Raw genomic sequence first — 12,549 nt, 5'->3', positions numbered from 1 at the left:
TCTGGATTGCTTCGTCGCAAGGGCTCCTCGCAATGACGGGGAGGGAGCGGAGGCGATCGCTGAGGGCGGAGGGGATGCAGGCATCGCCCGAAGGCCGCCTCACCCCCCGTAACTCTGCACCAAGCTCCCCGCCACCAGCGACCAGCCGTCGACCAGCACGAAGAAGATCAGCTTGAACGGCAGCGAGATCGTCGCCGGCGGCAGCATCATCATGCCCATCGACATCAGCACCGAGGCGACGACGAGGTCGATGATCAGGAAGGGCAGGAACAACAGGAAGCCGATCTCGAAGGCGCGCTTCAGCTCGGAGATCATGAAGGCGGGGACGAGAATGCGCAGTGCGAGATCGTCCGGCGTGGCGGGCGGTGCCTCGCCGGAGAGATCCAGGAACAGTTTCAGGTCCTTCTCGCGCACGTTCTTCTGCATGAAGCCGCGGAGGGGCACGGAGGCGCGCTGGAGCGCATCCTCGACGCCGATCTGGTTGGCGACGAGCGGGCGGATGCCCTCGTCATAGGATTTCTGCAGGACAGGTCCCATCACGAAGAAGGTGAGGAACATCGCGAGCGCGATGATCACCGAGTTCGGCGGGGCGGTCGCGGTGCCCATCGCGGTGCGCAGCAGCGACAGCACCACCACGATGCGCGTGAACGACGTCATCATGATCAGGATCGACGGCGCGATCGAGAGCACCGTGAGCAGTGCGATCAGCTGGATCGCGCGCTCGGTGACGCCGCCGCCGCCCGCGCCGCCGCCGAGATTGATGCTGATGTCCTGGGCATGCGCGAGGCTCGCGAGCGAAGCCGCGCCGACCAGGACAGAAAGAAAAAGAACTCTACGCGGGAGGGCCGGCAACCTCACGAAGACGGCTTCGGACGGCCGAGCAGGGAGGCCATCTCGTCTTCGAGATTTTCAAAGCTGGTCTTTTCCGCGGCCGGCTTCGCCGGCGGGGCGGGCGGCGCCGGCGGCTCGCTGCGAGCGGCGCGCGCCGGAGCGGGCGGCGGCTCGGGCGCAACCGGGGGCGCGACCGTTTCCCCCGCCGGGCGGCGCAGGGCAGCCTCCAGGCGCTGCGCCATTTCGGCGAGATTCTGCTCGGCGCTCGAGGGCGCGGCAGCAGGCGCCGGCGGCGGAACGGGCGGAGCCTGCGGCACGGGCGGAGGAGGCGGTGGTGCGGCGGGGCGCTCGGCCCGCACCGGCGGCATCTTCATCGGCTCACTGCCGCGCGGCGGACGCGGCATCAGCGGCGGCTCGCCGCGGGCGATGCGCGGCGGCAGCGGCTCGGGCCGCGGTTCGCGCTCGGGACGTGGCGCGACCGGCTCCGGCGTGAAGCCGCCCAGGGCCGGCTCGCTGCGGCGTTCCGCCAGGGCAGGCGCAGGCCGGCGCACTTCGTCGGCGAAGGAGGGGCGCGCGGGCCGCGGCGGCGGTTCGGGCATTTGCGGCTCGGGATGATCGAGCAGCTCGGGCCGCGGCGCGTCGTCGGCCCAGCCGCCGGCATCGGGCATGGGGGCAAGGCGCGGCGGTTCGGCGGCATTCGGCCGTTGCGGGATCTGGTCGCGGCTGGGCGCGGCGCGAACGATGTTGGGCTCGACGACGATGTCGGTCGGGCCGCCGATCATCAGCAGATGCTCGACATTGTCGCGCCGGACCAGCACCAGCCGGCGCCGGCCGTCGACCGCGGCGGCGTCGATCACGGCGAGGCGGGGCATCCGGCCGCGCTGGGTGTTGGCGCCGATGCGGCTACCGGCGAATCGGCGAACCAGCCACGCAGCGACGCCGATCAACGCCAGTACGACGATGAACGCGACGATGAAGGTGATAGGGCTGCCTTGCATACTTGTCCCCGACAAATGGCGCTTTTCTCGTGCCCATGGTCAGTTGAGCCGACCACCGGCGGACGATGCCCCAAAACTGCGATTTCTTAACGTTCCACGGCAAGTTTTGCCGTCCCCAACTCTTAATAACCCATGAATCGCCCGATCCAAAACGACTTCTTGCCCTGTGCACGCGCCGCCAAACGGTTGGGTTAATGCCACTTTTCGCGGGGGCGAATCGCGCCGGCGCGAGAATCAGCTTCGGCTGGGAGACATGCTTTGCGAGCGGTCCTTAACCAGCTGTTAACCATACAGGCGGCAAATTCTGCCTAGCGGCGGTCCCTGGGGTCCGTCCGGGGCGGAGGGAGCCGCGACGATGTCCATCAACGACCTTCCGGTGCTGTCGGCGCTTCGCACCAAGATGCAGTGGCACCAGGAGCGCCAGCGCGTCCTGTCCGAGAACGTCTCCAATTCCGACACGCCGAAATTCCGGCCGCGCGACCTGGTCGAGCCCAAGCTCGACAAGACCGGCGCCGTCACGGGGTCCATGGGGCCTTTGGCCATGACCCGGACCAGCGCCTCGCACATGACGCCGTCGGGCGCGCCTTCCGCCTTCGACCAGAACAAGAATGCCGGTTTCGAGACCCGCCCTGCTGGCAATGCCGTCAATCTGGAGGAGGAGATGATGAAAGCCGCCAGCAACCAGATGGATTACGCCGCGGCGACCTCGCTCTATTCGAAGAGCCTGCGCCTGCTCAAGACCGCGATCGGCAAGGGTTAGGCCTAAAGGAGGCGGATCATGGCAAATGACAGCAGCGACTTCGCCCGCTCCATGGCGATCGCGACCTCGGGCCTGCGCGCGCAGGCCGGGCGCATGCGGGTGATCTCGGAGAACATCGCGAATGCGGATTCGACGGCGCAGACCGCCGGCGGCGATCCCTACCGGCGCAAGGTGCCGACCTTCTCCTCCGCGCTCGACCGCACGCTCGACGCGCAGGTCGTCACCCTCGGCAGGATCAAGCCCGACCAGTCCGCCTTCCGCGTCAGATACGAGCCGAACAATCCGGCTGCGGATGCGAGCGGCAACGTCAAATATCCCAACGTGAACTCGGTGGTCGAGATGACCGACATGCGCGACGCGCAGCGGTCCTACGAGGCCAATCTCAACATCATCAGTGCGACGCGCCGGATGATCCAGCGCACGCTCGACATCCTCAAGAGCTGAACAGGACATTTGAGCCATGGCATCACCGACAATCGCCGCCAACGCCTACGCCAATCTCGCCCGCGTGCTGGAGAACAGCGGCGCCGGCAAGGGCAGCGAACCCAACGGGCAATCCTTCGCCGCGCTGCTGAAGGACGCCGTCGGCAGCGTCATGGAATCCGGCCGCAAGTCCGACGCGCAGACGGTGGCAATGGCCGCCGGCAAGGCCAACGTGATGGACGTGGTCACGGCGGTCGCCGACACCGACGTCGCGGTGTCCACGCTGGTCTCGGTCCGCGACCGCGTCATCGCGGCGTATGAAGACATCATGAAGATGCCGATCTGATTTTTTGCGCTGGCGCTCGTCCCAGGCGTCATTGCGAGCGCAGCGAAGCAATCCAGAATCTCTCCGCGGCGGCAGCCTGGATTGCTTCGCTTCGCTCGCAATGACGGGGGAGGGTCTTCGCATCGCTCGGAGCAGCGGTGGGAAGGTGGAAATGAACAAGGAAAGTTTGAAATGACCGGACCCGAGACCCTCGACGTCGCGCGTGATGCGATCTGGACCATCGTGATCGTGTCGTCGCCGCTGATGGTGGTCGGCCTCGTGGTCGGCGTCATCGTGTCGCTGTTCCAGGCCCTGACGCAGATCCAGGAGCAGACGCTGATCTACGTGCCGAAGATCCTGGCTATCTTCGCTACGATGCTGTTGGCGCTGCCATTCATGGCCGACTCGCTCCACGCCCACATGCTGCGGATCTCGTCGCGAATCATCGGCGGCTGAGGCACAATGCGTGAACTATGCGCATCGACGTCTCGCTGCTGCCGGCGCTCGCCGCTTCCTTCATGCTCGCCTTCGCCCGGGTCGGCGCGATGGTGATGCTGCTGCCGGGGCTCGGCGAGACCAACATTCCGACACGGATCAAGCTGTCGATCGCGTTGCTGCTCACGCTGATCATCCTGCCGCTGCATCGCAATGCCTACCAGGTCGACATGGGCTCGCTGGCGCCGCTGCTGGTCTTGATGCTGCATGAGATCGCGATCGGCATCGTCTTGGGCGCGACCGCGCGCGTGACGTTGTCGGCGCTCCAGGTCGCGGGATCCGTGATCGCGCAGCAGATGGGGCTCGGCTTCGTCACCTCGGTCGATCCGACGCAGGGACAGCAGGGCGTGCTGGTCGGCAACTTCCTGACCATGCTGGGCGTGACGCTGCTGTTCGCCACCGACAGCCACCATCTGGTGATCGCGGCGCTGAACGACAGCTACACGATCTTCTCGCCGGGCGAGACCGTGTCGAGCGGCGACATCGCTTCGCTCGCAACGCGCGCCTTCGCCGCCGCGTTCCGCCTCGGCCTGCAGCTCTCCGGGCCGTTCCTGGTGTTCGGCCTCGTCTTCAACATCGGGCTGGGCGTGCTGGCGCGGCTGATGCCGCAGATGCAGGTCTATTTCGTCGGCGTGCCGCTGTCGATCTTCGCGGGCTTCCTGGTGCTCGCCGTGGTGCTCACCGCGATGATGGGCACCTATCTCGACTACTTCATCGGTGTCATGCACCAGATGATGCCGCTCAAGTAGGTGATCGATGGCGGAAGACAACGATCCCGAAAGTCAAACAGAAGACCCGACGCAAAAGCGCCTCGACGATGCGCTTCAACGCGGCGACGTCGCCAAGAGCCAGGAGATCAACACCTGGTTCATGATGGCGGGCGGCACGCTCGTGGTCTCGACCTTCTCCGGCTCGGTCGGCAGCGGGCTGCTGACGCCGATGCGGGGCCTGCTCGCCAATTCCTGGATGATCAAGACCGACGGCAAGGCCCTGCTCGCGCTGATGCAGCAGATCGAATTTGCCATTCTCGCGGCGATCGGCGTGCCTCTGCTGATGCTGATGCTGGCGGCGATTGCCGGCAACATGCTGCAGCACCGCCTGGTCTGGTCGGCCGAATCCCTCACACCAAAATTCAGCAAGATCTCGCCCGGCGCCGGCTTCAAGCGCATCTTCGGCAAGCAGGCGGCCGCCAATTTTCTCAAAGGCATCGGCAAGCTGGTCGCTCTCAGCGTGGTCATGACCATGATCCTGTGGCCGGAGCGGCATCGCATGGAGGCGATGGTCAGGCTCGATCCGGCCGCCATGCTCGGCGCCAGCACCAGCATGACGATTCATCTGCTTGGCGCGGTGGTCGCCGCACTCGCGATCGTCGCAATTGCCGACTATTTCTTCCAGTATCGCAGCTGGTTCCAGCGGCAGAAGATGTCGCTCCAGGAGATCAAGGAAGAGTTCAAGCAGTCCGAAGGCGACCCGCACATCAAGGGCAAGATCAGGCAGCTGCGGCAGCAGCGCGCCAAGAAGCGCATGATGGCGGCGGTTCCCAAGGCCTCCGTGATCATCACCAACCCGACCCACTATTCGGTGGCGCTGTCCTACGAGCGCGGCATGACCGCGCCGATCTGCGTCGCCAAGGGCGTCGACAACCTCGCCTTCAAGATCCGGGAGGTCGCCCGCGAGCACGACATCCCGATCGTGGAGAACGTGCCGCTGGCCCGCGCGCTCTACGCCACGGTCGACATCGACCAGGAAATCCCGACCGAGCATTACCATGCGGTCGCCGAGGTCATCGGCTACGTCATGCGCCTGAAGCAGGGATTTGGCGCCGGACGGGGATAAGATGCCCGAAAAGTACCGGAAATGGCCGTAATCTGGGAATCAGCGTACCTTTCGCCGCTGCTGCCCTTGCACCTCAGGGTCCGATTCAGGCAGGGAGGACCCCATGCGCCCCGTGGCGCGTTGATTCTCTGCCGACAGGCCGCGCCAGCTTGAGATGACCGCCGAGACCGACCACGACCTCACACGCGAGCCCGTTGCGGCGCACGAGCCGTCGCCGCGCTCGGGCAGCATTGCGCTGGTGCTGCTGGTGGCCGCCGGCCTCGTCGCCGTGGCCGTCGGGCTGATGACGCTCGGGCGCGCGCAGGCGCAGCCCTATATCCTCGGCATCCTCGCCGTGCTGGCGATGGTCGGCCTGTTCAACCTATTCGCCTTCGCCGCCGGCATCATCCGCTTCGCCGACCGCAATCTCGACGATCCCATCATCGGCCGCATCTCCGATCACGCCTTCGACGGCCTTGCCGTCACCGACGCGCGCGGACACGTGGTCTATTCCAATGCCGCCTATCTGACGCTGACCGGCGCCAGCGGCCCGCAGGACGTGCGCCCCGTCGAGCGCGTCTTCATCGGCAACCCCGACGTCTCGGAAGCCGTGTTCCGGCTGCTCAAGGCCGCCCGCGAGGGCAAGCGGCAGCAGGAGGAGGTGCGCATCTCCGGCCATGACGGCAGCCAGGGCCGCTGGCTGCGCATGCGCGTGCGCCCGCTCGGAACCGGCAAGCGCGAGGCGAAATACGCGGTGTGGTCGATCGCCGACATCACGCGCGACCGCGAGCGCCAGGAAGACGTGTTCCAGGAGCTCCAGCACGCGATCGAATATCTCGATCACGCGCCGTGCGGCTTCTTCTCGGTCAATCCTGCCGGCGAGCTCGCCTATGTCAACGCGACGCTGGCGAACTGGCTCGACTACGACCTCGCCGAGATCGGCTCGGGCGGGCTGAAGCTCACCGACATCGTCTCCGGCGACGGGGCTTCGCTGCTCACCTCGATCGTGGCGGTGCCCGGCGAGGTGAAGACCGAGGTCTTCGACATCGACCTGCGCATGCGCACCGGCAAGACCATGCCGGTGCGGCTCTATCACAAGCTCGCCTTCGGCGCGGACGGCGCGCCGGGCCCCTCGCGCACGCTCGTGATCAGCCGTGCCCGCGACGAGCGCAGCGACCCTGATCGCGCCGCCGAAGTGCGGTTCATGCGCTTCTTCGACCACACGCCGATGGCGATCGCGACCGTCGACCGCGCCGGCAACGTGGTGCGCGCCAATGCGCGCTACGCCAAGCTCAGTCAGGCGCTGGGGCTGGACACCTCCTCCAAGTCGATCTTCCGCGCGGTCAATTCGCGCGACCGGCACCTCCTGATCGCGGCCATCAACCAGGCCGCCGAAGGCAAGGCCGACATCGCGCCGGTCGAGGTGGCGCTGGAAGGGGCCAAGGAGCGCTGGGGCCAATTCTTCGTGACGCCGGTCGATTCGGCCGAGACCGAGGCGGAAGCCGCCATCGTGCACATGCTCGAGACCACCGAGCGGCGCGCGCTGGAGAACCAGATCAACCAGTCGCAGAAGATGGAGACGGTGGGCCAGCTCGCCGGCGGCATCGCCCACGACTTCAACAACGTGCTGTCCGCCATCATGATGGCGAACGACTTCCTGCTGAACGCGCACAAGCCGACCGACCCGTCGTTCCAGGACATCATGCAGATCAAGCAGAACGCAACGCGCGCCGCCACCCTGGTGCGGCAGCTGCTGGCGTTCTCGCGGCGGCAGACGCTGCGGCCGCAGGTGCTCGATCTCGGCGACGCTTTGAGCGATCTCACCATGCTGCTGCGGCGGCTGATCGGCGAGAAGGTCAAGCTCGACCTCGTCCACGGGCGCGACCTCTGGCCGGTGAAGGTCGACGTCTCCCAGTTCGAGCAAGTGATCGTCAATCTCGCGGTGAACGCGCGCGACGCCATGCCCGACGGCGGCAAGCTGATCATCCGCACCGCCAACGTCAACACCGAGGACGCGGGCAAGCTCGCCTACAAGGGCATGCCCGCTGCGGATTATGTTCGGATCGAGGTCGCCGACACCGGCACCGGCATCCCCGCCGACATCCGCGACAAGATTTTTGAGCCGTTCTTCTCGACGAAAGAGGTCGGCAAGGGCACTGGCCTCGGGCTCTCCACCGTCTACGGCATCGTCAAGCAGACCGGCGGCTTCATCTACGTCGATTCCGAGCCGGGGCAGGGCACCTCGTTCCACATCTTCCTGCCGCGCCACCACGCCGAGGCCGAGGTGCAGGTCGAGCAGCCAGCTGTGGCCAGCGCGACGGGCGGCGCCGCCAAGGAACCCGCGCCCGCCGCGGCGGCAGAGGCGAAGCCGCGCACCGACCTCACCGGGCAGGGCACCATCCTGCTGGTCGAGGACGAGGAGGGCCTGCGCGCGCTCAATGCCCGCGGCCTGCGCTCACGCGGCTACACCGTGGTCGAGGCCGAGAACGGCGTCGAGGCCATGGAGGTGCTGGACGAGCAGAGCGGCGCGATCGATCTCGTCGTCTCCGACGTCGTCATGCCGGAGATGGACGGCCCGACGCTGCTCAAGGCCATGCGCGAGAAGAATCCCGACATCAAGTTCATCTTTGTCTCCGGCTATGCCGAGGATGCCTTCGAGAAGAGCCTGCCTGAAGGGCAGCAGTTCGACTTCCTGCCGAAACCCTTCACGCTCAGCCAGCTGGTGGCGGCGGTGAAGGAGACGATGACGAAGCAGGGGTGAGGGGCGAGCGGCGCTGCGCCGTTCCCGCATTCTCCGTCATTGCGAGCGAAGCGAAGCAATCCAGACTGCGTGCGTGGAACCATCCTAGATTGCTTCGTCGCAAGGGCTCCTCGCAATGACGGTGGATAGAGTTGCGCTTCGCAACGGACGCGGGAAAAAGCTGAAATCCCGGCCCCAAGCCCACCGGTAACTGGCGACCGCGGTTCCCCGCGTACCTCGGCCAAACCCCCGCCAAATATGGGCTTTTGCCACATCCCCGCGACTGAGGGCCGCAGCCATGGGTTCCGAAACCGGCTTCACTTTTCGGGAAGTCTGACCATCTTAGGGGCACGTCCCCATGCCGGGGATTTGGGAAACGCACATGACTTTCTCGCAACGATCCCGCACTCTCTTCAAGACGATCGCCGTCGTGCTGGCGCTTGCGCTGCCGACCGCGCTGGCGATCTCGTCCGCCGACGCGCGCGTCGGCGGCGGCATGTCGTCGGGTTCGCGCGGCTCGCGCACCTATTCGGCTCCGCCGTCGACCACGACCGCGCCGGGCTCCACCTCGCAGTTCAACCGGACCTACACCCAGCCGGGTGCGGGCATGAACTCGGCTGCTTCCGCGCCCGCGCGCGGCGGCCTGTTCGGCCGCGCCGGCGGCTTCATGGGCGGCCTCGCGGCCGGCTTCCTCGGCGCCGGCCTGCTCGGCATGCTGTTCGGTGGCGGCCTGTTCGGCGGCCTCGGCGGCCTGTCCTCGATCCTCGGCCTGATCATCCAGATCGCGCTGGTGGTCCTCGTGGTGCGGCTGGCAATGTCCTGGTGGCAGCGCCGTCACGCCCCGCGGGCGGCTTACGCCAATGCTGATTCCGGCGCAGGTCCCGGACCGCAGACGAACTATCGCAGCGGCCTTGGTGGTGGTCTTGGCGGCGGCCTCGGCGGCTTCGGCTTCGGCGCCAACAATGCGCCGCTCGAGATCAAGCCGGATGACTACGAGGCGTTCGAGCGGCTGCTCGGCGAGGTTCAGGCCGCCTGGTCGAACGAGGACGTGGCCAAGCTGCACACCCTCGCGACGCCGGAAATGGTCTCCTATTTCGAGCAGGACCTTGCCCAGAACCGCACCCGCAACGTGATCAACAAGGTCACGAACGTGAAGCTGTTGCAGGGCGACCTCGCGGAAGCCTGGCGCGAAGGCGAGACCGACTACGCCACGGTGGCGCTGCGCTTCGCGCTCACCGACAAGACGGTGGATCGCAACACCGGCGCAATCGTCGCCGGCAGCGAGCAGCCGGGCGAGGCGACCGAGATCTGGACCTTCGCCCGCCGGCCGAGCACCGGCTGGGAATTGTCGGCGATCCAGCAGACCAACTGATCGCGGATGAGATGAGGAACCAGGGCGTCGTGCTTCGGCACGGCGCCCTTTTCTTTTGGGCCTCTCGCAGCACGGCATCGGAATAAGCGGGGGCGCCTCGGGTTGAAGTCAGGCGGCGAACAAAAACAACTTTGGGAGGACAGGATGATCCGTATCGACAAATCCATGACGATTTCCAGTGTTGCGCTGGCCATGGTCTTGCTTGCTGCCCCATCGGCGCGGGCGCAGTCGGCCGACATGACCTTCTTCGTGACCTCCAACGGGCCCGGCAAGGGCGCCGATCTCGGCGGTCTCGAGGGCGCCGATGCGCAATGCCAGAAGCTTGCTCAGACCGCGGGCGCCGGCGCCAAGACCTGGCGCGCCTATCTCTCGACGCAGGCCGCCGACGGCAAGCCGGCCGTCAACGCCAAGGATCGCATCGGCAAGGGTCCGTGGCAGAACGCCAAGGGCACGGTGATTGCCAAGGACGTCGCCGAGCTGCACGGCGCGACCAACAATCTCACCAAGCAGACCGCGCTCAGCGAAAAGGGTGAGGTCATCAATGGTTCCGGCGACCAGCCGAACCGGCACGACATCCTCACGGGATCGCAACCGGACGGCACCGCGTTTGCCGGGCCCGACGATCGCACCTGCAAGAATTGGACATCGAGCACGCAAGGCGCCGCAATGGTCGGCCATTTCGATCGCCGTGGTCTGCGCGACGACGAGCCCTCGAAGTCGTGGAACAGCTCTCACCCCTCGCGCGGTCCCGACGGCGGCTGCTCGCAGGCCGATCTGAAGAGCACCGGCGGCGACGGGCTGCTGTACTGCTTCGCGGCGAATTGAGTTTTGGGCGCGAAGCTCTTTCCACCTGTCATTGCGAGGAGCCCTTGCGACGAAGCAATCCAGACTCTCTCCGCAGAGGCATTTCTGGATTGCTTCGCTACGCTCGCAATGACGGCGTATGTGGCGCGGCCGTTCTGTCCAACCTGAGGGAACCTTGAGCCGCATGCTACATTGGTCCGATCGCCTCCACGCTCACGGACCTCTCCCATGACATACGAGCTCTACTACTGGCCCGAGATCCAGGGCCGCGGCGAATATGTGCGGCTGGCGCTGGAGGAGGCGGGCGCCGCTTACGTCGACGTCGCGCGCGGTCCGCGCGGAACGGCTGCGATGATGAAGATGATGGACGCAGAGAAGGGCACACCGCCCTTTGCACCGCCGTTCCTGAAAGCGGGCAAGCTCGTCATCGGCCAGACCGCCAACATCCTGCTCTATCTCGGTGCCCGTCATGGGCTCGCGCCGAAGACGGAAGCCGGCCGGCTCTGGGTGCACCAGCTTCAGCTCACGATCACGGACTTGGTCGTCGAGATCCACGACACCCATCATCCGCTCGGGCCTTCGCTCTATTATGAGGACCAGAAGGCGCCGGCGAAGAAGCGCACGGCCGATTTCTGGGACGAGCGGGTGCCGAAATATCTTGGCTATTTCGAGCAGCTTCTCGACGCAAACGGCGGCACCTATGTCACCGGTCGCCGCCCGACCTACGTCGACCTCTCGCTGTTCCAGATCGTCGAGGGACTGCGTTATGCCTTCCCCAAACGCATGAAGGCGTTCGAAGCCGATGTCCCGGGCCTCGTCGGCCTGCACGACCGCATCGCGGCGCGGCCCAATATCAAGGCGTATCTTGCAAGCAAGCGCCGCATTCCCTTCAACGAGCAAGGCATCTTCCGCCGCTATCGCGAGCTGGATCGATAGCCGGTTTCCTGCAGGACGTGAGGCGCGTTCACCAGACGCCCGGGATGAGGCGATAGCGCACCCGCGCCGCATAATCGGTATAGCCCGGCAGGCCCTCGCGCAGCGTGCGCTCCTCGATCGGGATGCGGACGGCGAACAGGGCGATGAAGAGCGGCATCATCGCAAGTCCCCACCACGACCCCAGCAGCAACGGCACGCCGGTGAAGAACAGGACCATGCCGCTGTACATGGGGTGGCGGACATAGGCGTAGGGACCGGTCGAGATCACGTGCTGCGCGCGCTCGGCTTGCAGCTTCACCACGGGCGCGGCGAACGAGTTCTCGCGGAAGACCCACATGGTGAACAGTGTTGAAACGAGGAACAGCCCGAGGCCGAGCACCTGCAACACGGTCGGCATGTCGGAGGATCGAACGCGGCGGTCGAGCCCCATCACGGCAAGCCAGGCCAGTATGGCGACGATGAAGAGGACCATGAACATCTTGTCGGCGGCGGGCTGATCCTTTTGCAGGACCGGCCGCAGACGTTCGGCGAGCAGCGCCGGATCGATCCGGTAGAGCCACCAGCCGCAGAGTGGGCCGAGGAGGGCGGAGATGGCGAGGAAGGCCCAGGCCGATGGCCAATGCAGCGTCCCGGCGCACGCGAACAGCAGCGCACCCATGCCGACGACGAACACTGTGTTCTGCAACAGCAGCCGTGCGATCATGCGCAGGTCCCGGGTGAATGGCGCACGATCCTGGTCCGGCTATCCGGCAAAGATGCGACCGGACACGCCAAAAGCCCGATCGACCGGATCGGGCGCTTTCGGCTTTGGCAAGCCCGATCAGGCGAGCTGGTCGATCCGCGTGCCCTGACCCGGCGGCAGCGGCGCCGGCGGCTGCGGCTTGAAGGTCGGATCCTCGTCCTTGACCTTGGTCTGATCGTCCTGCGGCTTGGTCGTGTCGTAGTTCGGAACCACGATCGCGATCGGCGGGGGCGCAACGGTGGAAACCTTCATCCGCAAATCCTCACACATGGAAACAAGCGAGCCTGCCCTGCGAGGAGCGAAATTTC

The 12,549-nt window shown here is 66.1% G+C and carries 14 protein-coding genes; 10 read left to right on the top strand and 4 right to left on the bottom strand.

Annotation, left to right across the window (positions count from 1 at the left end; all coding sequences use genetic code 11):
* Positions 1-99: 99 nt before the first annotated feature.
* Positions 100-858, bottom strand: a complete 759-nt coding sequence (gene fliP, locus DCG74_RS29955) for a flagellar type III secretion system pore protein FliP (protein WP_172782885.1) — start codon at positions 856-858, stop codon at positions 100-102.
* On the bottom strand, positions 855-1,829 hold the full coding sequence (locus DCG74_RS29950) for a flagellar biosynthetic protein FliO (RefSeq protein WP_172782886.1): 975 nt from the start codon (positions 1,827-1,829) through the stop codon (positions 855-857). The genes fliP and DCG74_RS29950 overlap by 4 nt, the downstream gene beginning before the upstream one ends.
* A 355-nt stretch (positions 1,830-2,184) precedes the next feature.
* On the opposite strand from DCG74_RS29950, the gene flgB reads away from it, so the two are divergent.
* The 10 genes from flgB (at position 2,185) to DCG74_RS29900 (ending at position 11,499) form a co-directional block, all read left to right on the top strand.
* Positions 2,185-2,589, top strand: coding sequence for a flagellar basal body rod protein FlgB (gene flgB, locus DCG74_RS29945; protein WP_172782887.1), 405 nt, complete (start codon positions 2,185-2,187; stop codon positions 2,587-2,589).
* Between the two features lie 18 nt (positions 2,590-2,607).
* On the top strand, positions 2,608-3,033 hold the full coding sequence (gene flgC / locus DCG74_RS29940; protein ID WP_036013073.1) for a flagellar basal body rod protein FlgC: 426 nt from the start codon (positions 2,608-2,610) through the stop codon (positions 3,031-3,033).
* Positions 3,034-3,049: 16 nt separating this feature from the next.
* The gene (gene fliE / locus DCG74_RS29935; protein ID WP_172782888.1) at positions 3,050-3,358 is read left to right on the top strand and encodes a flagellar hook-basal body complex protein FliE; all 309 of its coding nucleotides are present in this window, start codon (positions 3,050-3,052) and stop codon (positions 3,356-3,358) included.
* A gap of 171 nt (positions 3,359-3,529) precedes the next feature.
* Positions 3,530-3,793, top strand: coding sequence for a flagellar biosynthesis protein FliQ (gene fliQ, locus DCG74_RS29930; RefSeq protein ID WP_011088555.1), 264 nt, complete (start codon positions 3,530-3,532; stop codon positions 3,791-3,793).
* Positions 3,794-3,810: 17 nt separating this feature from the next.
* A complete protein-coding gene (gene fliR / locus DCG74_RS29925) occupies positions 3,811-4,581 on the top strand; it encodes a flagellar biosynthetic protein FliR (RefSeq protein ID WP_172782889.1) in 771 nt (256 codons plus the stop codon).
* A 7-nt stretch (positions 4,582-4,588) separates the two neighbouring features.
* Positions 4,589-5,668: a flagellar biosynthesis protein FlhB gene (gene flhB / locus DCG74_RS29920; RefSeq protein ID WP_172782890.1), complete on the top strand. Its 1,080-nt coding sequence runs from the start codon at positions 4,589-4,591 to the stop codon at positions 5,666-5,668.
* Between the two features lie 154 nt (positions 5,669-5,822).
* On the top strand, positions 5,823-8,408 hold the full coding sequence (gene cckA, locus DCG74_RS29915; RefSeq protein WP_172782891.1) for a cell cycle histidine kinase CckA: 2,586 nt from the start codon (positions 5,823-5,825) through the stop codon (positions 8,406-8,408).
* Positions 8,409-8,745: 337 nt separating this feature from the next.
* Positions 8,746-9,759 carry a Tim44 domain-containing protein gene (locus DCG74_RS29910; protein ID WP_172782892.1) on the top strand — a complete coding sequence of 338 codons (1,014 nt, stop codon included), beginning with the start codon at positions 8,746-8,748 and terminating at the stop codon, positions 9,757-9,759.
* A gap of 144 nt (positions 9,760-9,903) precedes the next feature.
* Complete coding sequence (locus DCG74_RS29905) at positions 9,904-10,584, top strand: lectin (protein WP_172782893.1); 681 nt, start codon at positions 9,904-9,906, stop codon at positions 10,582-10,584.
* A 207-nt stretch (positions 10,585-10,791) separates the two neighbouring features.
* A complete protein-coding gene (locus tag DCG74_RS29900) occupies positions 10,792-11,499 on the top strand; it encodes a glutathione S-transferase (RefSeq protein ID WP_172782894.1) in 708 nt (235 codons plus the stop codon).
* A gap of 28 nt (positions 11,500-11,527) precedes the next feature.
* Here DCG74_RS29900 and DCG74_RS29895 read toward each other — a convergent pair whose 3' ends face one another.
* Positions 11,528-12,202, bottom strand: coding sequence for an isoprenylcysteine carboxylmethyltransferase family protein (locus DCG74_RS29895; protein ID WP_172782895.1), 675 nt, complete (start codon positions 12,200-12,202; stop codon positions 11,528-11,530).
* Positions 12,203-12,319: 117 nt separating this feature from the next.
* Entirely contained in the window at positions 12,320-12,493 is a 174-nt protein-coding gene (locus DCG74_RS29890) for a hypothetical protein (RefSeq protein WP_172782896.1), read from the bottom strand.
* Positions 12,494-12,549 lie beyond the last annotated feature (56 nt).

The organism is Bradyrhizobium sp. WBAH42 (genome assembly GCF_024585265.1).
Classification (GTDB): Bacteria; Pseudomonadota; Alphaproteobacteria; order Rhizobiales; family Xanthobacteraceae; genus Bradyrhizobium.
This window is presented reverse-complemented; position numbering and strand designations above follow the sequence as displayed.